Below are 24300 nucleotides of genomic sequence, written 5' to 3' on the forward strand. Positions count from 1 at the left end.
GTGGATGTCTTATCGAGTGATGGTGGTAGACGATTCGGCGTTTATGCGTAAAATCATCTCGGATCTCATCGAACAGGAAGAGGCATTTGAGGTTCAGGCGACGGCCAAAAATGGACGCGAAGCGATCGAGCAAATCGCTCGAATTCAGCCGGATTTGGTGACCATGGACGTGGAAATGCCGGAAATGAACGGCCTGGATGCGCTCAAGGTCATTATGAAAGAACACCCACTGCCGGTGATTATGCTGTCCGGCATCAACGAGCAAGGCATGCGGGAGACGATCATGGCGCTGGAGCTTGGCGCCTTCGATTTCATCCGCAAGCCATCGGCAACCACCAGTTCTCACGATATCGAGCAGGTGGGGCGCGAGCTGCGCGAGCAGATTCGGGCCGCGATGCAGGCGAAGGAGCGCCGCGAAGCCTGGACGGCCGCGCAGAAGAGCGCGCCGCCGAAAACGAGCTCCGGTAAGCCGAAGCCGCCGTCGCCGACGACACCTGGCGCGGCCGCTTCCGGCTCAAGCGACGCAGCAGCCGTGTCCCCGGCGCCGCCTGCCGGGCGGGCGCTTGCCGGCGGCGAGGCCGCTGCGCGCGCGCCGCTCACGGACGGCCCTCGTCCGGCGACGAGGCCGCCCGCAGCGAACCCGTCCGCGCCTGGCAGCGGCCGGGAGGCCCCGGGCTGGCGCCAGGCGAAGGCGCCGGCGGAGCGCGCGCGGCCGACGGTACGGCCCGCGCCAACACCGGGCGGCGAGGCGAAGGCCGCCTCGCCGGCCCGGCAAGTCCCGCCGCAGCAGCCGGCGGCGGAGGCGGCGGCCGCCCGTGAAACGGCGGGCGGCGCTGCCGCCAGAGGGCGACCGGGGCGCGGTCGTCCTTCGGCGGGGTTTACCGATCTTGTTGCGATCGGTACCTCAACGGGAGGCCCCAAGGCGCTGAAAGCGGTCTTGGAGAAAATCCCGGGCGACTTTCCGGCACCGATCGTCATTGTACAGCATATGCCGCCAAACTTCACCAAGTCGCTCGCTCAGCGCCTGAATAGCTTGTGCGACTTGAATGTCGTTGAGGCGGAGGAAGGCCAGGAATTGCAGTGTGGTACGGCATACATTGCTCCGGGAGGTTTCCATTTGAACGTTGTGCCTGGTCCTGCAGGAAGCGGCTATCGCGTGCATTTGACGAAAACAGCGCCCTGCAACGGACATCGGCCTTCAGTGGACATCTTGTATGAATCGCTGCTGCCGCTGCAAGCGCTGAAACGCCATATCGTGCTGCTGACGGGGATGGGTAGCGACGGGGCGAAAGTCATGAAGCGGCTGTACGACGCTGGCGTGACTTCGACCATTGCCGAAAGCGAAGAGACGTGCGTCGTTTTCGGAATGCCGCGCTCGGCAATTGAATTGAAATGCGTCAGTCATGTATTACCGCTATACGAAATTGGCCCCAAGCTTGTACAAGAGGTAGCTAAAAAAGTCAACTAGTAAATTTGTCCTGACCTTTTTAGTTCGCCGAAAAAAGGGAGGGTTCAAAAAGTTGGGTTAACGGGACCGGAAGACCGGACATTTTGAACAACCTCTACAGTTGTGAAATAACGGAATCTCTTGGAGGAGGTGCCTCACCATGGACATGAATCAGTATTTATCCATGTTTATCGATGAGTCGAACGATCATTTGCAATCATTAAACGAAAAAATGCTGGAGCTGGAAAGCAACCCTGACGATATCAGCATCGTTCAGGTGATCTTCCGGTCGGCCCATACGCTGAAAGGCATGGCGGCAACGATGGGCTTCGAGGATCTGTCTTCGCTAACGCACCAAATGGAAAACGTGCTTGACCTGGTTCGAAACGAAAAGCTGAAGATGCAGGAGTTTATTTTCGACACCTTGTTCAAGAGCCTGGACGCCCTGCAAATGATGGTGCAGGACATTACCCAAGGCGGCGAAGGCAAAGCGGACGTCAGCGAGATCGTCGCTTCGCTGCAGTCGATCGTACGCGGGGATTTCGCGGGAAGCGGGAGCTCGGCGGCAAGCAACCCGGCGGCGACCGGGACCGCTGCTTCCGGCACGTCGTCCATCCAATTGGATCAATATCAATTCTCCGTATTGGAGCAATCCATTACGGAAGGACATAAAGTGCTGTACATCGATGTCGCGATCCGGGAGGATTGCCAATTGAAAGCGGCGCGCGCCTACCTTGTCTTCGACCTCCTGGAAAGATACGGGGAAATCGTGAAATCTTCGCCATCCGTTCAAGAAATCGAACAAGAGAAATTCGAACGCAGCTTCTCTCTTTATTACATAACCCAAAAAGAGGCTGTCGAGATCCAAAACATGATCCTGAATCTGTCGGAAATCGAGACGGCCCAAGTTGCGGCGTTGGACCATGAGACGCTGTCACAGCTCACTTCGGTAGCGAACGAGGCGGCTGCGGCTGCTGAGGCTGCAGCGCCTGCACCTGCCAAAGCCGAAACGGCTCCGGCCAAACCGGCCAACGCTGCCGAGGCCAAAATTAACGCCCGTCCCGCAGGGGGAGCCGCCGCTCCTTCCCGGACGATCCGGGTTGATATCGACCGTTTGGACGTGCTGATGAATCTGCTCAGCGAGTTGTTGATCGACCGTGCCCGTTTGGAGCAACTGGCCGAAGAAGTCAAGCGCAGCGACCTGACCGAAACGGTCGAGCATATGAGCCGCGTTGGCAGCGATTTGCAGAACATCGTGTTGAAGCTGCGGATGGTGCCGGTCGATACCGTATTCAACCGCTTCCCGCGGATGATTCGGGATTTGGCGAAATCGCTCGACAAGAAAATCGATCTGAACATCGTCGGTGCGGAAACGGAGCTGGACCGCACAGTGATCGACGAAATCGGCGATCCCTTGGTGCATTTGCTTCGGAATGCGGTGGACCACGGAGTCGAATCCACGGCCGAACGGATTGCTGCTGGCAAACCGGAAACCGGGACCGTTCAGCTTCGCGCTTTTCATAGCGGCAATCACGTATTTATCGAAATTGAAGATGACGGACACGGCATCGATCGCAATAAGGTGCTGCAGAAAGCGCTCAAAAACGGTGTCGTAAATGAAAGCGAAGCCGCCTCCATGACGGACGAACAGGTGTATATGCTGCTGTTCGCCCCGGGCTTCAGCACTGCAGAGGTCATCTCCGACATTTCCGGACGCGGCGTTGGACTTGATGTCGTCAGATCCAAAATCGAGTCCTTGAGCGGCGTCGTGTCGGTCGAATCGAAACTGGGCTCCGGGACAAAGTTTTCGGTTCAACTCCCGCTGACCTTGTCGATCATATCGGCCATGCTGATCAAGGTTGGGGCGGAGAAATATGCGATCCCTTTATCCTCGATCGTCGAAACCGGCTTGATCAAACGCGATCAGATTCGGGAAGTGCACGGCTATACGATGGTGTCTTACCGGGATACGCATATTCCGCTGCTGTCGCTCGCCAAGCTGTTTGACGTTCCGGGATTCTCCGAGGACGAAGAAGAGGAGACGGAGATTGTCGTCATCCGCAAAGGGGAACGGTTGGCCGCGTTAACGATCGAAGATTTCATCGGCCAAAGCGAAATCGTCATCAAAAATCTGGGCAAGTATTTGCCGTCGGTGCAAGGGGTCGCCGGAGCAACGATCTTGGGCGATGGCCAAGTTGCTCTCATCATCGATCCGAATGCTTTCATTAAATAAGGCCATTTTTACACTCTAAGGAGGGTTTCCACATGGGAGAGGAATTGAAAGTCATCGTATTCAAATTGGGGCATGAGGAATACGGTATCGACGTAGACAAGGTTCAAACGATTGAGCGCATGATGCCGATCACCCGCGTTCCCAAAACGTATGCATTCGTCAAAGGGGTTATCAATTTGCGGGGCGTGGTTATTCCGGTCATCGATTTGCGCGGCCGCTTCGGGTTGCCTGAAGCCGAGTACACCGATCAAACCCGGATCATTATCGTGTCGGCCAACGAGATGGAGGTCGGATTCATCGTGGACTCGGCCAACGACGTTATCGATCTGAATTCCGATCTGATCGATTCGCCGCCGGATGTGGTTGGAGGCATTAAAGCCAAATATCTTCACGGGGTAGCCCGCATCTCCGAGGAACGCCTGCTCGTCATGCTGAACCTGTCGGAAGTGTTGAGCCGGAAGGAAATCATCCAATTGGAAAGCTTAGAGGGCTAAACCGTGGACCTGTTCAATGGGCTTGAAGACTTCAAAATGGACATTTTAAAGGAAGTGGGCAATATCGGAGCGGGGAACGCCGCCACCGCGCTATCCAAGCTGCTCGACAAGCCGATCGATATGGCCGTTCCCAAAGTCCAAATGCTTCCGTTCGAGGCGATTGCGGATCGCGTTGGCGGGGCGGAAAACCTGGTGTTGGCCGTGTTCTTCCGTGTGGAAGGCGATGCGCCAGGCAATCTGTTCTTCATCCTGAGTCCGGAAGCGGCGAAGAAGCTTCTGCATCGCTTGGCCGGCATTACTGTGGACAACGAAGAAACCTTCTCGGAGATGGAGTGGTCGGCGCTGTCGGAAATCGGAAATATATTGGCCGGATCGTACTTGTCCTCGTTGGCCGATTTTACTTCCCTGTCGATGTCGCCTACCGTTCCCGCTCTGGCCCTTGACATGGCGGGAGCGATCTTAAGTTACGGACTCCTGCAATTTGGTGAGATGGGGGATTCCGCCCTGCTGATTGATACGACATTCATTGAAGGCCATCATGAGGTGGAAGGTCAATTCTTCCTCATACCTGATCCGGATTCGTTCGCCAAAATTTTTGAAGCGCTTGGGGTAACGATAGATCATGATCGATGAGCAATATGTCGTCAAGGTAGGCATGGCCGAGTTGAATGTCATTACTCAGCAGGGACTGATACGAACAACCGGCCTAGGCTCCTGTGTAGGGCTGACTTTGTTTGACCCGCAACTCCAAGTTGCCGGTCTTGCACACGTGATGCTGCCTTCCTCGGATATCGCCCGCGAGGGGGCGCTGAATATCGCTAAGTATGCGGATACCGCCATTCCGGCACTCTACCGGAAGATGCTGGGGCTCGGGGCGGCGCCCGGCCGCCTGGTCGCCAAAATGGCCGGCGGTGCGCAAATGTTTACTTTTGCGAGCGGCGGCGACTCGATGCGAATCGGTCCGCGAAATGCAGAATCTTGCAAGCAACAGCTGTCCGAACTGGGCATCCCTTTGCTCGCGGAAGATACGGGCGGCAATTACGGCCGAACGATCGAATTGGACAGCGTGACGGGGATTTTATATGTGCGAAGTGTACAAATGGGGATAAAGGAATTGTAGCCATGCCAGGAAAATTGAGATATTACTTGTTGTCGGGCTTTATCGGTTTTCTGATTACGTTAGCCGTTTCGGCGGGGAACAATCTGTTCATGACCAGCTTTATCCGAGGTCTCATTTCTTTTGCCGTCTGGTTCCTGCTTGCGTTCGCAGCAAGCTGGATGCTTGGATTTTTGAAGGAAATGCCGGGAGATTACGCATCTGTCGAGGAAACAAGCCCGGCAGTTGAAGAAGGCAAGGGCGGTGCTCTCGATTTGACGACGCCGGATGAGAGCGATCTGCTGGGCGATTTGTTGAAACCTGGTCCGGACGCTTCGGATACGGAGAAGCAATTTGCGCCACTAAATCCGCCCAAATTAGTTAAGACACCTGACGACAAAGATCCTGAAGAGCTGGTTAAGGTCGTTCGTCACCTGACAGAACAATAAGGAGGGTGAAGGCAATTGAACGAACGGAAGACATCCACTCTGAATCACGCCGACCTTTGGGAGAGTTGGAAAGAGCACGGCGATTTGGAAGCCAAGAAACAACTTATCGAGAAGCATCTGCCTATTGTCGACTACGTTTCAGGACGTCTTGCCGTCGGCTTGCCCAAAAACGTGTCCAAAGACGATCTCGCCAGCAACGGTGTCATGGGATTGATCGATGCGGTTGAAAAGTTTGATTACAAACGGGGACTTCAATTTGAAACCTATGCATCGTGGCGGGTTCGGGGCGCCATTTTGGATGGCCTGCGGCAAGGGGACTGGGTTCCCCGATCCGTGAGAGAGAAAGCCAAGAAAATCGAAGAGGGATACCAGCATTTGGAGCAGCAATATCTCCGCTCTGTCACTGATTCCGAGATGAGCTCCTATTTAAATATCAGCGAGAAGGAATTTCAAAGCATGCTCCAGGAAGTCGCCGTCATGACGCTTTGTTCTCTGGAAGATCCGATACGGGAAGAAGAATCGGAGACTCGTCTTACTTTACTCGTTGACGAAAAAGCAAAAAACCCGGATTATAAAGTCAGGGAGTTTTATTTGCGCGATTCCCTGGCCAAAGGGATCGAGAAATTGACCGAGAAAGAACGCACGGTCGTTTCCCTGTTGTATTACGAGGATTTATCCTTGAGCGAAATCGCCGAAGTGATGTCTTTGTCGCCCTCGCGTATTTCGCAATTGCATTCCAAGGCGATATTACGCCTTCGCGGCAGCTTGGAGAAGCAGCGTGATCTGTTGATGCGTGAAGACTGACGGGTTATTTTTAAGCGAGTATATGATGGAGGGAGGACGGCTTCGTGGAGCTTCTGGATGATTTAAAGCAAATCCTGAGCGTAACGCTGAACGACGATAAGACGGTGGCCTACCTGCAGTTTCTGAAGAAGGAAGATGATTTTGCCTGTACGGCGGATGCGCTGCTTCAATTCCTGAGAAGCGAGGGCCTGAAATACGGAATTCAGGAGGATATCGTAAAGCGTTTCGCGGTGAATCCTAAGGAGTACTTTTTCAGCAAAACGCCGATTGCCATGGGCCAGGAACCGATTCACGGGGAGAACGGATTCATCCGTTACGCGATTTCCCTTGACGATGACAATCAGCATCGGCCGATTGAATCGGAAGACGGCAAGGTGGATTTGAAGGAGGTCACGCGGTTAAACAATATCCGCAAAGGTCAACTGATCGCGGAGCTCGTGCCTTCCGTTCCGGGCCACCCCGGTAAGGCGGTGACAGGCGAATCGATCCCATGCAGGGAGGGGAAAGAGGCGCGTTTTAAAGTTGGGAAGAACGTGGTGTTGAACCCTGAACAGACTGCGATGTATGCAGCTATTGACGGCCTGGTCACTCGAACGGATAAGGGCAAGCTGAATGTGTTCCCAGTATACGAGATTAATGGGGACGTAGATTACAGTATCGGGAATATCGATTTCGTAGGAACGGTCGTTGTCCGCGGAAATGTGCTGACGGGGTTTCGCATCAGCGCTGCCGGGGACATTCGCGTCGTTGGCGGGGTTGAAGGGGCTGAATTGCTTGCGGAAGGGTCTATCGAAATCTCCGGAGGCATCATCGGATACAACAAAGGGTTGATCCGAGCGGGGCAGAATGTCAAAAGCTCGTTCATTCAGGACGGCAACGTTCAGGCAGGCGAAGACGTAATCGTGTCGCAAAGCATTATGCACTCCAATATTCGCGCCGGACGGGATGTGATTTGCAGCGGCGCCAAAGGGCTGATCGTTGGGGGCAACATCCAGGCGGGCGAGAAGGTGATCGCACGAGTGATCGGAAACCCTATGTCGACAGCGACTTCAATTGAAGTCGGGGCCTTACCTGAGCTAAGGAACGAACTGCAGGAACTGCGACAGCAAGTCAAAGATCAACTGGCGAACTTGGACAAAACGGAGAAGGCGCTTACTTTGCTGGATCAGCTCGCTGCAATGGGAAAGTTGACCCCCGATAAGGTGGAGATGCGCTCGAAGCTCAATATGACCAAGAAATCCAACATGCAGGAACTGAACCAGATGAAGGAACGCATGCTGTCGATTGAAAAGGCGCTCGAGGATACCGGCAAAGCCCGGGTCGACGTCCTCAAGATGATTTACGGCGGATCCAAAATCGTCATTGGGAGATACACCAAGTATATTAAGGAGCCCATTTCGCGAATGTCCTTTTACTTTAGCGAAGGGGATATTTCCATGTCGGCTTACATCTAGATAAGGCACTCATAGGAACGGTATTCGAGTTATCCATTCCTTTGTTTGAATGAGGTGATCCCATGAATATGAAATCCGTGGAAATGCAAATCGCGGTCCCTCGGACCAGCGAAGCGGGACGTGTTCAGCATGATCAGCAGCATCGACCTCTTCTCGATCAAAGTCTATTATCGGTTCAATCCTTAAAGGACAGCGAGATAGAGCGCCGGCGCAGTGCCGGCGTCGATGAGAGCGCCCATAATACGACCGTAAGGCGGGAAGGAAATGGTTCTTTCGCGCAGGAGCAGGAACATGGCCGCTCCGGGGACAAACCGGACGAGCAAGGACAGGAGCATAAAGCGGAACACCCCTACAAGGGCCGACACATCGACCTGTCGTTATAAAAGAGGTCACATCAACGCAAAAAGGTGAGGATTACATTGTCATTTGGAGAGCCTTGGTTTTACGTCGTGTTGCTTGGGGCGGCAGCGCTTGTTTATGCCCTGCTGCTTCCGGGACGCCACACTGCGGCGCCCAAAGCGGAAATGGCCAGAGAGCTGGAGGCCACTTTGGAGCAGTACATGGCGGAAATCGAAAAAGAAAACCAAGAACTGATCGACATGGTCGCGCAGATGAAGCAGGAGTTCGTCTCCAAGCAGTTGGCTCAGCAGGAGCAAATCGACGAGTTCCGCCGACGGCTGGCCGACGCAGAAGCTTCCGCCAAACAAAGTGAATCGCGACTTCGTCTCATGGAAAGCACCATGACGGAGAAGTCGGCCCTCGCTGCCGCTTTTGCGCAGGGAGAGGCGCCCCAACTTCCGCAACCTCAGGCCGGAGAACCGGCGGTTGCCGCGAAGCCCGAGAGTCTAACGGTAAGCCAACCGCCATTGCCGGAGGAACCGGAGCCGCCGCAAGAGCAGGTTCGGGACCGATATCCCGAACTGTTCGAGTTGTACGACAAAGGGAAATCGATCGACATGATCGCCAAAACAACGGGCCTTCAACGCGGCGAGGTACAGCTGATCTTGCAACTGGCCAAGAAGGAGGAGTCCCGATGATGAAGAACCGTCAGTTTATGTTGGGATTGGGCTGCGGACTCATCGCCGGAGCTTTGCTTCTCCAATTGATGCTGATCGGGCAAGGGGGCGGCAAAGAGCTCTACACTAGAGAGCAGATCGAGCGCGCCGCCGTGTTAGCGGGGTTAAAGGTCGTGGAGGCGGATCAAGAGCTTTTGACGGAGGAAGAGTGGTTGGAGCGGTCCGGCGAAGCCTCGGGTTCGGCGGACGTGGCGGGGGATAACCCGACTGCGCCGGTCGTTCCCGAACGGCCCGATGCGCCCAAGGCTCCCGAAACACCGGACAATCCGAAAACGGATAAAGGGCAAACGTTGCCCGAAGCAAAGGACGGCGAAACGGAAACGAGCGGACCTGTAGACCCGAATTCGCCTCAGCCAGCGACAGTGGAATACCGGATCGTCGGCGGCACGACATTGGAAGGCGTTGCTCAAGGCTTGGAGCAGGCGGGGGTCATCGCGGACAAGAGCGCGTTTGTGAAGAAGGCCGTATCCAAGAAGATCAACTACAAAGTTCGTGCGGGAACGTATACCTTTGAAGTTGGCGAGGATGTCGATTCGATCATCTCTAAAATCTCTCCGAAGGCTTCCGGGACCGATTAAGGAATACAGGAAAAGACACCAGGGATGCCTTTTCTTTGTGCCGTCAATTTACGTCAAACTTCGGTTGCATCCGCTTTTTACTTATGGTATAGTAATTGACGGTGTTATAACGCACGCAGGATGATTTCGTCAAGGGTGCTCGCTTATTCGATAAAGGGAGTTTTGGCGGAAAATGAAACCTGCGGAGGAAGCATCAAAAAAAACCAAACTTAGGAGGTGCGTGAAGATGGCAGTAATTTCCATGAAACAACTGCTTGAAGCAGGCGTTCACTTCGGTCATCAGACTCGTCGCTGGAATCCGAAAATGGATCGTTATATCTTCACCGAAAGAAACGGTATTTACATCATTGACCTGCAGAAGACGGTCAAGAAAGTGGAAGAAGCTTATAACTTCGTTAAGAGCATTGCGGAAGAGAATGGAACCATTCTGTTCGTAGGCACGAAGAAACAAGCTCAAGACTCCGTGAAAGAAGAAGCGGAACGCGCGGGTCAATTCTACATTAACCAACGTTGGCTGGGCGGTACGCTGACCAACTTCCAAACGATCCAAAAACGGATCGACCGTTTGAAACAATTGGAAACTTGGGAAGAGGACGGCACATTCACCGTATTGCCGAAGAAAGAAGTTATCATTCTTCGCAAAGAGAAAGAGCGTCTCGAGAAATTCCTGGGCGGAATCAAGAACATGAAGGGCTTGCCTAGCGCTTTGTTCGTCATCGATCCTCGCAAGGAACGCATCGCGGTTGCCGAAGCCCGCAAATTGGGTATCCCGATTGTAGGGATCGTCGACACGAACTGCGATCCGGACGAAATCGACTACGTCATTCCGGGTAACGACGATGCGATTCGCGCCGTGAAACTGTTGACCGGCAAAATGGCGGATGCCGTGATCGAAGCTCATCAAGGCGAGCAAACGACGGCTTAATGGCCTTGGCCATACGCTAAATCGATAAATTAAATGAAAAGGGTGGTTGGTAGGTGTCAAACCTCTCACTACCCTTTTTTTAAAGTGAAGATGACGGTATAAAATCGGTTGCCCGTTACGATGTTATTACATATGCCGACAAATTTATGCCTTTAAGACTTGAAGGGGAACACCCCTATACATCGATATGGAGGGAATTTAACATGGCTGTAGATGCAAAATCGGTCAAAGAACTACGTGAAAAAACCGGCGCGGGGATGTTGGATTGCAAAAAGGCGCTGGAAGAAGCAAACGGCGATATGACGAAAGCGATTGAGCTCCTGCGTGAAAAAGGTTTGGCTGCCGCTGCGAATAAAGCGGGCCGGATCGCTACGGAAGGGGTTGTTGAATCTTATATCCATGCCGGAGGCCGCATCGGCGTTCTGGTTGAGATCAACAGCGAAACGGACTTCGTAGCCAAAAACGAACAGTTCAAAGAATTTGCTCGCGACGTTGCGATGCATATTGCGGCGATGAGCCCACGTTACGTACGTCGGGAAGAAGTTCCGCAAGAGGAACTCGAAAAAGAGAAGGAAATCCTGAAAGCCCAGGCCTTGAATGAAGGCAAACCGGAGAAGATCGTTGAGAAAATGGTCGAAGGCCGCATCGGCAAGTACTACGAAGAGTTCTGCTTGATGGAACAAGCTTTCGTTAAGGATCCGGACAAAACGATCGCTCAGTTGCTGAATGAAAAAATCAGCACCATCGGCGAGAACATCTCCATTCGCCGCTTCGTTCGGTACGAGCTTGGCGAAGGCTTGGAGAAGAAGGTGGACAACTTCGTGGAAGAAGTCATGTCCCAAGTCAACAAATAAGCAAACCGCCTCACAACCATGTGAAGGAATGTTGGAACACGCCGTGTTCCTTCTTTTTTAACCCGCGAATGAGTTCAATGTGGAGGTATACATTTGGAACAGCCAGTGTTTAAACGTGTTGTCTTGAAGGTCAGCGGGGAATCGTTAGCCGGCCAAAACGGTTACGGCATCGACGCCGAGACGATTGCATCCATCGCCGAGCAGGTGAGGGAAGTGGTGGAGCTGGGCGTGCAGGTGGCCATCGTTTGCGGCGGCGGCAACATTTGGCGCGGAATTGCCGGCAGCGCAAAGGGCATTGACCGCGCCACCGCAGACTACATGGGGATGCTCGCCACGGTGATGAATTCCCTGGCTCTGCAGGACGCACTTGAGCAAATCGACGTGCCTACCCGGGTGCAAACCTCGATTGCGATGCAGCAAATCGCCGAACCGTACATCCGGCGCCGGGCGATCCGCCATTTGGAGAAGGGTCGGGTCGTGATTTTTGCGGCGGGCACGGGCAATCCGTTCTTTTCCACGGACACGACGGCAGCGCTGCGTGCTGCGGAAATCGAGGCGGAAGTCATCCTGATGGCGAAGAATAAGGTGGACGGCGTATACTCCGCGGATCCGTTTGTTGATCCGAACGCGGTGAAGTATGAATCTCTCACGTATTTGGAAGTGCTGAACAAAAACCTGGGGGTCATGGACTCCACGGCGTCCTCGCTGTGTATGGACAATGACATCCCGTTGATCGTTTTTGCCATTACGGAACAAGGGAACATTAAGCGCGTCGTTCTCGGTGAAAAAATCGGGACGATCGTCAAAGGGAGTGTAGATTAATGCCGCAAACGATTAAGAAACATGCTGAAGAACGCATGGACAAAGCGATTCAGGCCCTGAAAAGAGAGCTTTCGACATTGCGCGCCGGAAGGGCTACACCTTCGCTGCTTGATCGCATCCAGGTTGATTATTACGGTTCTCCGACCCCGATCAATCAGTTGGCCAATATCAACACGCCGGATTCTCGGACGTTGATGATCCAGCCTTGGGACAAATCGTCGCTATCCGAGATCGAGCGGGCAATCCAGAAGTCGGATCTCGGATTAACCCCCGCGAACGACGGTACGACCATTCGCTTGTCCATTCCGGCTCTGACCGAGGAACGCCGTGTCGAGTTAGTGAAAATGACGAAGAAATTCGGCGAAGAGGCGAAGGTTGCGATTCGTAACATCCGCCGGGACGCCAACGATGACATCAAGAAGCTGGAGAAAACCGATATTTCCGAGGACGAATCGCGCCGGCATCAGGAAGACATTCAGAAAACGACGGATAAGTTTATCGCGGAAGTGGATAAGGTCCTCGCTGCGAAAGAAAAAGAGATCATGGAAGTCTAAGAGACAAAAAAGCGGCCCCTCCTATTACGGTGGGGTTTTGTCTCTTTTTCATCATCGGCTGGAGGAAAAGCAATGATCAAGTTATTTCAACCCTGGCGGAAAAAGAAGAATCCTGGGGCATCCGTCAGCCTGTCCCCGGACAATATCCCGAAACATGTCGCCATTATCATGGACGGTAACGGAAGATGGGCGCGCAGGCTGGGTTTGCCGCGAATCGTTGGCCATCGATCGGGGATGAAGGCCGTGAAACGGGCTACGATTGCGGCGGACGAACTTGGTATTTCCATCTTGACGCTGTATGCTTTTTCGACGGAAAACTGGAAACGGCCGAAGGATGAAGTGGATTATCTGATGTCGCTTCCGCAGGAATTTCTGGCGATCGAACTGGATGAATTAGTCGAGAAGAACGTCCAGGTGCGTATGATGGGACATACGGATGAACTGCCCAAGCATACGATCGCCGCAATGGAGGAAGCGATTGAGCGGACGAAACACAATACCGGCTTGATCTTGAATTTCGCTTTGAACTACGGGAGCCGCCGCGAGATTACGGAAAGCGTCAAGGATATCGCCAGGGCCGTTCAGTCCGGTGAGTTGTCGGTGAAAGACATAACGTCTGAGACGATCGAAGCCCGGCTGTTGTCCGCCGGGTTGCCTGAACCCGATTTGCTGATCCGTACGAGCGGAGAACTGCGGTTGAGTAATTTTATGCTCTGGCAAACGGCATATAGCGAGTTATGGTTCACGGATATTTTGTGGCCGGATTTCGGCAAGGAGCATTTAATTGAAGCGGTGGCGGAATATCAGCGCCGCACGCGGCGATACGGCGGATTAACCTAGCGATGGAAGGTGTAGACTGGTGAAACAGCGGTTGATTACGGGCATCATTGCCGGCGGCTTTTTCCTCGGAATGTGCTGGCTTGGCGGAACCCTCTATCATGTACTTATATTGCTTATGGCTCTGATCGGATATTACGAATTTGTGCGCATGACCCGTATCCCGGCGTTCCAAGGGCCCGCCATCCTGGGTTATCTGGGCGTAGTTTATCTGGTGTTCCCGTGGCATCTGCTGGATATCGCCAGACCGCTCGGCGACTCTGCGGTGCTTTGGTTATTCATGCTGCTCTTGTTGGCCGTGACCGTGATCACCAAAAACGAAATGCCGATTGGCCAGGTCGCCTTGCTTTATTTGGGCATGGTTTACGTTGGCATCGGCTTCGCGGCGATCGCGGAAACTCGCAATACGGCAGACGGGCATGGTCTGTTCTGGACGTTTCTGATGCTGGCGGCGATATGGAGCAGCGATGCGGGAGCCTATTTCACCGGCCGGCGTTTCGGTAAGCATAAGTTGTGGCCCGCCATCAGCCCGAACAAAACCGTGGAAGGGGCGCTGGGCGGAGTCTTGCTTGCCGTCATCGTAGCTGTGATCTTCGCGTTCGCATCCGGCGGATTATTGACGATCGGACGAGCCGTGCTATTGGGGATATCCGCCGCGGTGGTCGGTCAATTTGGCGATCTGATCCAATCGGCGTACAAGCGCGCCTACGGCATCAAGGATTCAGGCAAATTGCTACCCGGCCATGGCGGGATTTTGGATCGGTGCGATAGTTGGATCGTGGTGTTCCCGTTCATACATATCCTAACCCTTCTTCCTTAGCAAGGAAGTCCCCGTACGCTGGGCTAACGGACTCCAGTGACCTTATTGGTGCAAAAAAGAAAGGGTTCTGAAGCTAACGGGCCTCAGAGACCTTATTTGGGCTAGAACCATCTAGATGGCTGGTTTATGCTCTAAATAACGCCGCTGGAGTCCGTTATGGCGGGAAATGGTCGAGAAATTGATAAATAACGGCGCTACAGTCCATTAGAAGGTTTTGGTTCTCTTTGAATCTCTGTGAACACGAGGTGCAACATGAAGAAAATCGCTTTGATCGGCTCGACCGGTTCCATCGGCACACAAACGTTGGATGTAATTCGGGCTTATCCCGGGGAATTTTGCTTGGAAGGATTGGCGGCCGGCAGCAATATTGAGTTGTTTGCCCGGCAAGTACAAGAGTTTCGGCCCAAGAAGGCGTCTGTGGCTACGAAAGATTTGGCCGACCGCATCCGTCCGCAGCTTCCGGATGGCGTTGAGCTTTACTATGGCGATCAGGGATTGATCGAAGTGGCGGCGGGGACCGAAGCCGATACGGTTGTGACGGCTATTGTCGGCAGCGCGGGGCTGCCTGCGACGCTAGCGGCCATCGAGGAAGGCAAGCATATCGCGTTGGCGAACAAGGAAACGCTGGTGACGGCCGGTCACCTGGTTATGGAACTGGCTCGCCGCAAAGGCGTGGCGCTGCTCCCCGTCGATAGCGAGCACTCTGCCATTTTTCAATGCCTGAACGGTGAGCATTCTCAAGAGGTAAGTCAAATCACATTGACGGCTTCCGGAGGTTCGTTCCGCGATCTAACGCGAGAGCAGCTTCGAGACGTCACGGTGGAGGACGCTTTAAAGCATCCCAACTGGGCTATGGGAGCCAAAATCACGATCGATTCGGCCACGATGGTCAACAAAGGGTTGGAAGTCATCGAAGCCCATTGGCTGTTTGGGCTTCCTTTTGAGCAAATCGGGGTTCTGCTCCACCCGGAAAGCATTATCCATTCCTTCGTTGAATATCGTGACGGCAGCGTGATCGCCCAACTCGGAACGCCGGATATGCGCGTGCCGATCCAATATGCGCTAAGCTACCCGCATCGCTGGCCATCGGCTGCGAAACGATTGTCGCTCAGTGAAGTCGGGAAGCTGCATTTTCGCGAGATGGACTTCGAACGGTTCCCTTGTTTAAGACTGGCCTTCGAGTGTGGTAAAATAGGAGGTACGGCAACCAGCGTTTACAATGCCGCCAATGAAGCGGCCGTCGCTCGTTTTTTGAAAGGCGAAATCCCTTTCCTGCAGATCGAGACCATCATTGAGACGGCTTTAGCCAAACATGATGTGCAGTCCCACCCGGATCTGGAGACGATCCGCGAGGCGGACCGCTGGGCAAGAGCGCTAGCGGAGACGCTATAAGCCGAAGGATCAGGCTGAGTTCAAGATTCGAAGCCGACTTCACTTTATTGCAGCGCTTCGTGATCAAAAGGGGCAGCTTTTCAGCACCGAGAAGGTTGGATGAAGCAGGGACTGAGCAGCGGAAGGCCAGGCTGAGTTCAAGATTCGAAGCCGAATTCACATCATTGCAACGCTTCGTGATCAAAAGCTGGGGGTGGCGGTATTCTCTTGTGCCTGATCGGAGAATATATTAATCTAAAGTAACGTTGGACGATCCGTGGCCAGAAGGGGGATGCTTACGCTTGGAATTGCTGAAAATCATATTTTTGACAGTACTCATGTTTTTCGTCATCGTGACGGTGCATGAATGGGGACATTACTTCTTTGCGAAGCGTGCCGGCATTTTGGTACGGGAGTTTGCTATCGGGTTCGGCCCCAAGCTGCTGTCTTTTAAACGGGACGAGACCCAGTTCACCTTGCGTTTGCTACCTTTCGGCGGTTACGCGCGCATGGCGGGTGAAGATCCGGAGCTGATTCAGATCTCGGACGGACAAACTATCGCCTTGCGGCTGGAGAACGACCTGGTTCGGAAGATTTATCTGGATCGGCTGGACAGCCGCAAAAACGTGATCCGCGGCGAAGTACAGCATATCGATCTCGAAGATGATCTTGCGGTACGTTTGGACGTGGACGGCGAAACGCTGACCTACAAAGTGCACCCGCAGGCGATGATGGTGACGAAAGGCAAAGAGACGCAAATTGCGCCGAGAGACCGGCAGTATGGGAGCAAGACCGTAGGGCAACGCGCCCTATCGATTTTCGCCGGACCACTGATGAACTTTTTGTTGGCATTCGTGCTGTTTGCCCTGCATACTCAAATGGCGGGGATTCCGCTCGAACAACCCAGCCACCTGCAAATCGGCGAGGTGATGAAAGGAATGCCGGCCGAGGAAGTCGGGCTGCAACCGGGCGATATCATCGAAACGATCAACGGAACTCCGGTGGGAACCGATGCGAATAAAATGATCGAAATGATCCAGGCTTCGAAAAACAAGCCGATGGTATGGACGGTCAAACGCGGCGAGGAAACGCTCAGCGTGACGATTACGCCGAAAGGGGCCGACAATGAGGACGGCAAAATCGGGAGCACCATCGTCACGATATTCCCGACGCGCAGCGCGTCATTCGGAGAGACCTTCACAGTGGCTGGGGAAGAAATGGTTGACAAAACCAAAATGATTTTCCTCGGCTTCCAGCAGTTGATCAACCGCTTTAACATGGACGATTTGGGAGGTCCGGTCCGTACGTTTGAGGTTACCGGCCAAATCGCGAAGCAAGGGATCGTGCAGTTGACCTATTGGGCGGCGATTTTGAGCCTCTATTTGGGCATCTTCAATCTGCTGCCGATTCCGGCGCTGGACGGAAGCCGCCTTATTTTCCTGGGGGTCGAGGCCCTGCGCGGCAAACCGATCGATCCGAATCGCGAAGGCATGGTACATTTCATCGGATTTGCGATGCTGTTCCTGCTTATGATTGCGGTCACTTATAACGACATCTTGCGCTTGATTCACGGCTGATCCGTATGGACGGCCCTGATCGGCGCAAGTGGACATTAAACTTGTGGTTTTAACGGGAGGACAAAGGTTCTTATGGCAAACGAGGAGAAACAATTCGTCACGGAGATTACCCCGCAGGGAGTGGACTTTTCCCGCTGGTACATCGACGTCATCAAAAAAGCGGATCTCATGGATTACTCGCCGGTCCGCGGCTGTATCGTATTTAAGCCGGACGGCTACGAGATCTGGGAGCATATCCAAACCGAACTGGACCGCCGTTTTAAGGAAACAGGCCACCGTAACGCCTATTTCCCGCTCTTTATTCCGGAGAGCTTCTTCCAGAAGGAAAAAGAACATGTGGAGGGCTTTAACCCGGAGCTGCCGTGGGTAACGGAAGCCGCCGGCGAGAAGCTGGAGGAACGTCTGGCCATCCGTCCGACGTCCGAAACGATGATCGGTCACATGTACGAAAAATGGATCCAGTCCTACCGTGATCTGCCGGTGCTGATCAACCAATGGGCGAACGTTGTGCGCTGGGAGAAGCGGACGTTGCCGTTCCTCCGCACGAGCGAATTTCTGTGGCAGGAAGGCCATACCGCGCATGAAAACGAGCAGGAAGCCCGCGAAGAAACGATGCGCATGCTGGAAATTTACCGCGATTTTGTCGAGAACTATCTGGCGATTCCGGTGATCGTCGGGCAAAAGACGCCGTCCGAGAAGTTTGCCGGCGCGGTGGACACCTATTCGATCGAAGCGATGATGAAGGACGGCCGTGCCGTGCAGGCCGGGACCTCCCATTATCTGGGCACCAATTTTGCCACGGCATTCGATATTCAGTATTTGAACCGTGAAAACGTACGGGAGTATGTCCACACGACTTCTTGGGGCGTTAGCACCCGGCTGATCGGCTCGCTGATCATGGTGCACGGGGATGACCGCGGATTGGCACTGCCGCCGAAGGTAGCGCCGAAGCAAGTCATGATCATTCCGATCGGGCCGCCGAAAACATGGGAAGCGGTTGTGGGCAGAGCGGACGAGTTGTTCGCCGAGCTGAAAAAAGCGGGCATTCGCGTCGGCATTGACGATCGCTCCGAGTTCCGCCCAGGCTGGAAGTTTAACGAATATGAAATGCGCGGAGTTCCGGTTCGTTTGGAAATCGGGCCCCGGGATATGGAGAACGGCGTTTGCGTGCTCGTCTCCCGCATCAGCGGCGAGAAGAAGGTGATTCAGCAAGACCGCTTGGTCGAAGAAGTCCAGGCGATGCTGGAGCAAGTTCATCAGGAATTGTTCGAGCGGGCCAAGGCGTTCCGCGAGGAGCATTTCTACAGTGTTGACAGCTTGGATGAAATGAAGGCGAGCATCGAAGAGAAACGCGGCTTTACTTTGGCCGGCTGGTGCGGCTCGGAAGCTTGCGAACGTCAGGTGAAAGAGGAAACGGGGGCCACCAGCCGCAATATTCCGTTCCATCCGCAAACGGTTAAGGACACGTGTCTTGTTTGCGGTGATAAAGCGAAGCATACCGTTGTTTTTGCCAGAGCCTATTAAGGAGTAACTTTCGCGTTATTGTCCCGCTGGAGCTCCGGGAAACAAACTTGGGACGCGGGCGAACGGCACAACCACAAGAGGGCTTTCGGCAGTCAGCGCCTGCAGGCTTTTTTACGCCGCCGGCAAACCGCCGGGAGCCTTTTTTTCGTTTCATGGCAATAAGTCAGCTAGCAAGGTGAGGGGAGAGGACATGACCGAGACGCAAGACAAGAGACATCGGCTGGAGCTGTTGATGAAGCAGGCAGAGGTGCCCGCTTCGCTGATCGATCCGTATTTTCTTGACGGGCATATCGAAAAGGTAGAGGTCAGCCGCAGCAATCGGGAATGGAGAATCACCATTCAGAAGGACACGCTGGTGCCGGCCCAGGCTTACCGCACGTTTTGCCTTCGGGTGAGGGAACGGATGGAGCATATCGCCATCATTTCCTTCGAATTTCATTACGGTGCCGGCCTGTCCGCCAAAGAAGTCGTTAGTGAATATTGGCCGCTGTTTCTCGAATGGGTGAAACGGCAGATTCCGTCGGTGAACGGCTGGATGGCGAGAGCCGGGTTTGACGTGGACGGCGATGTGGTGACCGTGACGTTGGGAGACGCCATGGCACTGGAATTGGCGCGCAAAAAACAAATCGACAAAGCGATATCGGTTTATTACGAAACGTATTTTGCGCTGTCGTTAAGGGTCAAGCTGCAAACCGGCGAACCTAATGCCGAAGCGTTTGAAGAGTTCCAGCAGCGGATCGTTGAGGAGGAGCGCGAGGTTATCCAACAGATGATGGAGAGCATGACGGCCGAAGCTCCTCCGGAAGAAATCGAAGGGGAAGTCATCAAGCTGCAACTCGGATATGATATCAAGGAACCGCCGGTCCCGATCCAGCAAATTCAAGACGAAGAGAAGAAAATTACGATTCAAGGAACGATTTTCGGCCTGGATCGCAAAGAGCTGCGGAACGGCAACACATTGTTTATGTTTTTCCTGACCGATTTTTCCGATTCCTTGCAGTTGAAATTGTTCGCCAAAAATAAAGAAGATCTGAAGGTCATGGGGCAGCTCGCCAACGGCAAATGGATCAAAGCGCGCGGCAAAGTGGAAATGGATCGCTTTATGCCGGTCCCCGAATTGGTCATGATTCCTTCGGATCTGTGCGAAGTATCCGCGCCGCCGGGGCGAAAGGACAATGCGCCGGAGAAGCGCGTCGAGTTCCATCTGCATACGACCATGAGCACGATGGATGCCGTAACGCCGATCGGCGATTACGTGAAGATGGCCGCCAAGTGGGGGCATAAAGCGATTGCTGTAACGGATCACGGCGGCGTGCAAAGCTTTCCGGACGCGGCGAAGGCGGCAAAGAAAAACGGCATCAAAATGATTTATGGCGTTGAAGCCAACGTCGTGAACGACAACGTGGCGGTTGTACTCAACCCGCGGGGCGACGACTTGAAGTCGGCAACTTATATCGTTTTTGACATCGAGACCACCGGCTTGTCGGTTACCCAGAACAAAATCATTGAAATTGCCGCGGTGAAAATGCAGGAAGGCAAGGAGATCGATCGTTATGCGACCTTCGTCAATCCGCATGAACGGATTCCCTATCATATTCAACAGCTGACGAATATCAATGACGATATGGTGAAGGACGCGCCCGACGCGGAGCCAGTGCTCAAAAAGTTCGTCGAGTTCGCGGGGGATGCGATTCTGGTCGCCCATAACGCCCGGTTCGACTATGATTTCGTCAACGCCAAGCTGAAGGAGTTGGGACTTCCCGTCATGGAAAATCCGGTGCTTGATACGCTGGAGCTGGCCCGGATGCTGTTTCCTTCCATGAAGAATCACCGGCTGAATACGCTGGCCGCCAAGTACAAGGTTTCGCTGGAGAATCACCACCGGGCGATCGACGATACGCTGGCGCTCGGCGAAATTCTAAACGGCCTGCTGGACGACGCCGCCAAGATCGAAGGATATAAAACGCTGGATCGTCTGAACGATAAGGTCGGGAAGGACTTGTCCAATGCCCGTCCGTTCCACTGCGGGATTTATGCGCTGAATCAGGTCGGCAAGAAAAACCTGTTTAAGCTCATCTCGATGTCACATACCGATTACTTCAAGCGGGTGCCCAGCATCCCCAAATCCAAGCTGGTGGAAATGCGCGAGGGACTGCTGATCCTGTCCGGCTGCGAGAAGGGCGAATTTTTCGAAACCGTGTTGAATAAGTCGGTCGAGGAAGCGGAAGCGGTCGCGGAATTTTATGATGTGTTGGAAATACAGCCGCTCACGATGTACATGCATCTGGTAGAAAAAGGGCTGGTCGGCAGTACGGAAGAACTGGAAACGGCCCTCCGCAAAATTGTCGAGATCGGCACGAAGCTGGACAAGCCGGTTATCGCTACCGGGAACGTGCATTACCTGGACCCGAAAGACAAGCTGTTCCGCGACATTACGATTCACGGCATCACCGGGTTCAGCCCGTTGAAAGATATCCGCAAGCCGGACGCACATTTCCGGACGACGGAAGAGATGTTGGAGGAGTTTGCTTTCCTGGGGAAGGACAAGGCGCATGAAGTCGTGGTGACCAACACGTCGTCGCTCGCAGATCGGTTCGAGGAACTGGAGCTGTTCCCGGACAAGCTGTTTACTCCGATCATCGAGGGGGCGGACGAAGAGATTCGCCGAACGTGTTACGACACGGCCAAATCGATTTACGGCGAAGAGCTGCCGGAAGTCATCGTCAAGCGGTTGGAGAAGGAACTGGAGCCGATCATCAAATACGGGTTCTCGGCCAACTACCTGATCTCCGAGCGGCTGGTTAAGAAGTCGAACCAGGACGGTTATCTCGTCGGCTCTCGGGGTTCGGTCGGCTCGTCGGTGGTTGCGCTGTTCCTTGGCATTTCCGAGGTTAACCCGCTGCCGGCCCACTATATTTGCCAAAATCCCGAATGCAAACACAGCGAATGGTTCCTGGACGGCAGCGTGCCCAGCGGCTTCGACCTCCCCGACAAAAACTGCCCGAAATGCGGCGGCAAGCTGAAGGGCGAAGGCCAGGACATCCCGTTTGAGACGTTCCTGGGCTTCAAAGGCGACAAGGTGCCGGATATCGATCTGAACTTCTCCGGCGAATATCAGCCGGTAGCCCATAACTACACCAAAGTACTGTTCGGGGAGAAAAACGTCTTCCGCGCCGGGACGATCGGTACGGTTGCCGAGAAAACGGCGTTCGGATTCGCCAAGAAATACGAGGAGGAGCATAATAAGCACTGGCGCGGGGCTGAGCTCAATCGCCTGGCGGCGGGATGTACCGGCGTCAAGCGAAGTACCGGGCAGCATCCCGGCGGGATCGTCGTTGTGCCGGATTATATCGAAGTCGAGGATATCACTCCGGTGCAGTACCCGGCCGACGATACGGAGTCGGAATGGAAAACGACCCATTTCGATTACCATGCCTTTGACGCCAACCTGTTGAAGCTCGATATTCTCGGACACGATGATCCGACGATGATGCGGATGCTGCAGGATTTGACCGGGGTTGATCCGACAACGATCCCGATGAACGATCCGAAGGTTATGAGCATGTTCAACTCGACGGAATCGCTGGGGGTCATGCCGGAGCAAATCCGTACGCCGGTCGCCACCTATGGCATTCCGGAAATGGGGACCAAATTCGTCCGCCAAATGCTGGTCGAATCCCAGCCGTCCTCGTTTGCGGACTTGCTGCAAATTTCCGGGCTGTCGCACGGAACCGGCGTTTGGCTGGGGAACGCGCAGGAGCTGATCAAAAACGGAACCTGCAACATCAAAACCGTGATCGGCTGCCGCGACGATATTATGCTATTCCTGATTTATAAAGCGGGTATGGATGCCGGCTTGGCCTTTAAAATTACGGAAAGCGTGCGTAAGGGCAAAGGGTTGACGCCGGAATGGATCGAGGAAATGAAGAAATGCAAAGTACCGCAATGGTACATCGACTCTTGCCTCAAGATTCAGTACATGTTCCCGAAGGCACACGCCGCCGCTTACGTTATCTCCGCGGTGCGGACCGCCTATTTCAAACTGTATTATCCGATCGAATATTATGCGACGTACTTCTCGGTCCGCGGCGAGGATTTCGATATCGAGCTGTGCTGCCAGGGGTACGAAGCGATTTACCGCAAGATCGAGGAAATCGAGCAGAAGGGGTTTCAGGCGTTGCCTAAAGAAAAGGCGATGCTGCCGATCCTGGAGATGGCGCTTGAAATGACGGCTCGCGGCTTCCACTTCAAGCCGATCGACCTGTACCGCTCCGATGCCACCAAATTTATCGTTGACGGTGATTCGTTGATCCCGCCTTTCTCCGCGCTAGCCGGCATCGGGGAGAACGCGGCCAAGAATATCGCCGCTGCGAAAGAGCAAGGCGAGTACCTTTCGGTGGAGGATTTCCAGCAGAAATCCAAAGCGAGCAAAACGATCGTCGAACTTCTGAACTCCATGGGCTGTTTCCGCGGCCTGCCGGAAAGCAACCAGCTCTCATTATTTTAATTCGCATCGTGATCGAAAGACGTCTTTTTAAACGACCTGATTTCAATAAAGGGTTACAAAGACGGGTTTGGAGCACCGAGAAGGTTGAATGAAGCTAGGGACTGAGTAGCGGAGCGTACGTTTTGGGTACGTGAGCAACGGAAGGCCCGGCTGAGTTCAAAATTCGACGTAGAGTAAACTTCCGGCATCCGCATCGTGATCGAAAGACGTCTTTTTAAACGACCTTATACAGTAAAGGTGTTTTACTTGTCACTCGGTATGTACTATGTTATAATTTTTTTGGCAATCATGAAGATAGAACCGTTGTTTAAAGAGTGGGGAAACCCACTCTTTAATCTTTGGTATACAGGATTCAATTATTGGAGGTAATGTACGCTTGAGCACACCAAAGATCAAAGCGACCGTAGAACAAATGGTCACGCCTTATTTGGAGGAGAACGGCTTTGAACTGGTTGACGTGGAGTACGTCAAGGAGGGAAGCAACTGGTTCCTCCGCGTATTCGTCGACAAGGACGGCGGCATCGACATCGATGACTGCGGCCGGATCAGCGAATACCTTAGCGAGAAGCTCGACGAGAACGATCCGATTCCGTCGGCTTATTTTCTGGAAGTGTCTTCGCCGGGAGCGGAACGCCCCCTGAAGAAAGCCGAGGATGTATCCAAGGCGATCGGCAAAGACGTGTTTGTCACTACATACGAACCGGTAGACGGCCTGAAAGAATTTGAAGGCCGGCTCCTTTCCTTCGATGGCGGCGAAATGGTCGTCGAAGTCGGAAAGAAGCGTCACGCCATTCCATATAGCAAAGTCGCCAGCGCCAGATTGGCCATAATTTTCTAGTGTGACCTACGGGGAAATCATGAAAGGGGGAACTCGAGGC

The 24300-nt window shown here is 53.8% G+C and carries 22 protein-coding genes; all 22 read left to right on the top strand.

Annotation, left to right across the window (positions count from 1 at the left end; genetic code table 11):
- Window positions 1-4 precede the first annotated feature (4 nt).
- The 22 genes from ACZF99_RS11045 (at window position 5) to rimP (ending at window position 24260) form a co-directional block, all read left to right on the top strand.
- The gene (locus ACZF99_RS11045; protein ID WP_483611705.1) at window positions 5-1468 is read left to right on the top strand and encodes a protein-glutamate methylesterase/protein-glutamine glutaminase; all 1464 of its coding nucleotides are present in this window, start codon (window positions 5-7) and stop codon (window positions 1466-1468) included.
- Between the two features lie 139 nt (window positions 1469-1607).
- Window positions 1608-3680 (top strand): chemotaxis protein CheW, encoded by a 2073-nt coding sequence (locus ACZF99_RS11050; protein ID WP_483611707.1) that lies wholly within the window; start codon window positions 1608-1610, stop codon window positions 3678-3680.
- Window positions 3681-3712: 32 nt separating this feature from the next.
- Window positions 3713-4174: a chemotaxis protein CheW gene (locus tag ACZF99_RS11055; RefSeq protein ID WP_059045320.1), complete on the top strand. Its 462-nt coding sequence runs from the start codon at window positions 3713-3715 to the stop codon at window positions 4172-4174.
- 36 nt (window positions 4175-4210) lie between these two features.
- Window positions 4211-4807 carry a chemotaxis protein CheC gene (locus ACZF99_RS11060; protein ID WP_483612659.1) on the top strand — a complete coding sequence of 199 codons (597 nt, stop codon included), beginning with the start codon at window positions 4211-4213 and terminating at the stop codon, window positions 4805-4807.
- Window positions 4797-5294 carry a chemotaxis protein CheD gene (locus tag ACZF99_RS11065; protein WP_483611710.1) on the top strand — a complete coding sequence of 166 codons (498 nt, stop codon included), beginning with the start codon at window positions 4797-4799 and terminating at the stop codon, window positions 5292-5294. The genes ACZF99_RS11060 and ACZF99_RS11065 overlap by 11 nt, the downstream gene beginning before the upstream one ends.
- A 2-nt stretch (window positions 5295-5296) precedes the next feature.
- Entirely contained in the window at window positions 5297-5719 is a 423-nt protein-coding gene (locus ACZF99_RS11070; protein WP_483611712.1) for a hypothetical protein, read from the top strand.
- A gap of 15 nt (window positions 5720-5734) precedes the next feature.
- On the top strand, window positions 5735-6523 hold the full coding sequence (locus ACZF99_RS11075) for a FliA/WhiG family RNA polymerase sigma factor (RefSeq protein ID WP_483611714.1): 789 nt from the start codon (window positions 5735-5737) through the stop codon (window positions 6521-6523).
- Between the two features lie 44 nt (window positions 6524-6567).
- Window positions 6568-7977, top strand: a complete 1410-nt coding sequence (locus tag ACZF99_RS11080) for a DUF342 domain-containing protein (RefSeq protein ID WP_483611716.1) — start codon at window positions 6568-6570, stop codon at window positions 7975-7977.
- A 62-nt stretch (window positions 7978-8039) separates the two neighbouring features.
- Window positions 8040-8360 carry a hypothetical protein gene (locus ACZF99_RS11085; protein WP_483611718.1) on the top strand — a complete coding sequence of 107 codons (321 nt, stop codon included), beginning with the start codon at window positions 8040-8042 and terminating at the stop codon, window positions 8358-8360.
- A 36-nt stretch (window positions 8361-8396) separates the two neighbouring features.
- Window positions 8397-9014, top strand: a complete 618-nt coding sequence (locus ACZF99_RS11090; RefSeq protein WP_483611720.1) for a hypothetical protein — start codon at window positions 8397-8399, stop codon at window positions 9012-9014.
- The gene (locus tag ACZF99_RS11095; protein ID WP_483611722.1) at window positions 9011-9631 is read left to right on the top strand and encodes a hypothetical protein; all 621 of its coding nucleotides are present in this window, start codon (window positions 9011-9013) and stop codon (window positions 9629-9631) included. The genes ACZF99_RS11090 and ACZF99_RS11095 overlap by 4 nt, the downstream gene beginning before the upstream one ends.
- A gap of 226 nt (window positions 9632-9857) precedes the next feature.
- Window positions 9858-10556 (top strand): 30S ribosomal protein S2, encoded by a 699-nt coding sequence (rpsB, locus tag ACZF99_RS11100; protein WP_483611724.1) that lies wholly within the window; start codon window positions 9858-9860, stop codon window positions 10554-10556.
- A 203-nt stretch (window positions 10557-10759) separates the two neighbouring features.
- Window positions 10760-11410, top strand: a complete 651-nt coding sequence (gene tsf / locus ACZF99_RS11105; RefSeq protein WP_483611726.1) for a translation elongation factor Ts — start codon at window positions 10760-10762, stop codon at window positions 11408-11410.
- Between the two features lie 93 nt (window positions 11411-11503).
- Window positions 11504-12232 (top strand): UMP kinase, encoded by a 729-nt coding sequence (pyrH, locus tag ACZF99_RS11110; RefSeq protein WP_483611728.1) that lies wholly within the window; start codon window positions 11504-11506, stop codon window positions 12230-12232.
- A complete protein-coding gene (frr, locus tag ACZF99_RS11115; protein WP_483611730.1) occupies window positions 12232-12786 on the top strand; it encodes a ribosome recycling factor in 555 nt (184 codons plus the stop codon). The genes pyrH and frr overlap by 1 nt, the downstream gene beginning before the upstream one ends.
- Window positions 12787-12858: 72 nt before the next feature.
- Entirely contained in the window at window positions 12859-13626 is a 768-nt protein-coding gene (locus tag ACZF99_RS11120; RefSeq protein WP_483611732.1) for an isoprenyl transferase, read from the top strand.
- A gap of 19 nt (window positions 13627-13645) precedes the next feature.
- Entirely contained in the window at window positions 13646-14443 is a 798-nt protein-coding gene (locus ACZF99_RS11125) for a phosphatidate cytidylyltransferase (RefSeq protein ID WP_483611734.1), read from the top strand.
- A 252-nt stretch (window positions 14444-14695) separates the two neighbouring features.
- A complete protein-coding gene (locus tag ACZF99_RS11130; RefSeq protein WP_483611736.1) occupies window positions 14696-15835 on the top strand; it encodes a 1-deoxy-D-xylulose-5-phosphate reductoisomerase in 1140 nt (379 codons plus the stop codon).
- Window positions 15836-16116: 281 nt separating this feature from the next.
- Window positions 16117-17391 (top strand): RIP metalloprotease RseP, encoded by a 1275-nt coding sequence (gene rseP, locus ACZF99_RS11135; RefSeq protein ID WP_483611738.1) that lies wholly within the window; start codon window positions 16117-16119, stop codon window positions 17389-17391.
- A 72-nt stretch (window positions 17392-17463) separates the two neighbouring features.
- Window positions 17464-18915, top strand: coding sequence for a proline--tRNA ligase (proS, locus tag ACZF99_RS11140; RefSeq protein WP_483611740.1), 1452 nt, complete (start codon window positions 17464-17466; stop codon window positions 18913-18915).
- A gap of 190 nt (window positions 18916-19105) precedes the next feature.
- Window positions 19106-23422 carry a PolC-type DNA polymerase III gene (locus tag ACZF99_RS11145; RefSeq protein WP_483611742.1) on the top strand — a complete coding sequence of 1439 codons (4317 nt, stop codon included), beginning with the start codon at window positions 19106-19108 and terminating at the stop codon, window positions 23420-23422.
- Window positions 23423-23798: 376 nt separating this feature from the next.
- Window positions 23799-24260, top strand: a complete 462-nt coding sequence (gene rimP, locus ACZF99_RS11150) for a ribosome maturation factor RimP (RefSeq protein ID WP_483611746.1) — start codon at window positions 23799-23801, stop codon at window positions 24258-24260.
- Window positions 24261-24300: the final 40 nt, after the last annotated feature.

It is taken from the genome of Paenibacillus sp. JL3B1040, from assembly GCF_057063165.1.

Excerpts from the sequence above, each read along its gene's own strand:
- ACZF99_RS11045 (WP_483611705.1), top strand. The coding sequence starts at position 5 with ATGTCTTATCGAGTGATGGTGGTAGACGATTCGGCGTTTATGCGTAAA.
- ACZF99_RS11050 (WP_483611707.1), top strand. The coding sequence starts at position 1,608 with ATGGACATGAATCAGTATTTATCCATGTTTATCGATGAGTCGAACGAT.
- ACZF99_RS11055 (WP_059045320.1), top strand. The coding sequence starts at position 3,713 with ATGGGAGAGGAATTGAAAGTCATCGTATTCAAATTGGGGCATGAGGAA.
- ACZF99_RS11060 (WP_483612659.1), top strand. The coding sequence starts at position 4,211 with ATGGACATTTTAAAGGAAGTGGGCAATATCGGAGCGGGGAACGCCGCC.
- ACZF99_RS11065 (WP_483611710.1), top strand. The coding sequence starts at position 4,797 with ATGATCGATGAGCAATATGTCGTCAAGGTAGGCATGGCCGAGTTGAAT.
- ACZF99_RS11070 (WP_483611712.1), top strand. The coding sequence starts at position 5,297 with ATGCCAGGAAAATTGAGATATTACTTGTTGTCGGGCTTTATCGGTTTT.
- ACZF99_RS11085 (WP_483611718.1), top strand. The coding sequence starts at position 8,040 with ATGAATATGAAATCCGTGGAAATGCAAATCGCGGTCCCTCGGACCAGC.
- ACZF99_RS11095 (WP_483611722.1), top strand. The coding sequence starts at position 9,011 with ATGATGAAGAACCGTCAGTTTATGTTGGGATTGGGCTGCGGACTCATC.
- rpsB (WP_483611724.1), top strand. The coding sequence starts at position 9,858 with ATGGCAGTAATTTCCATGAAACAACTGCTTGAAGCAGGCGTTCACTTC.
- tsf (WP_483611726.1), top strand. The coding sequence starts at position 10,760 with ATGGCTGTAGATGCAAAATCGGTCAAAGAACTACGTGAAAAAACCGGC.
- frr (WP_483611730.1), top strand. The coding sequence starts at position 12,232 with ATGCCGCAAACGATTAAGAAACATGCTGAAGAACGCATGGACAAAGCG.
- ACZF99_RS11120 (WP_483611732.1), top strand. The coding sequence starts at position 12,859 with ATGATCAAGTTATTTCAACCCTGGCGGAAAAAGAAGAATCCTGGGGCA.
- ACZF99_RS11130 (WP_483611736.1), top strand. The coding sequence starts at position 14,696 with ATGAAGAAAATCGCTTTGATCGGCTCGACCGGTTCCATCGGCACACAA.
- proS (WP_483611740.1), top strand. The coding sequence starts at position 17,464 with ATGGCAAACGAGGAGAAACAATTCGTCACGGAGATTACCCCGCAGGGA.
- ACZF99_RS11145 (WP_483611742.1), top strand. The coding sequence starts at position 19,106 with ATGACCGAGACGCAAGACAAGAGACATCGGCTGGAGCTGTTGATGAAG.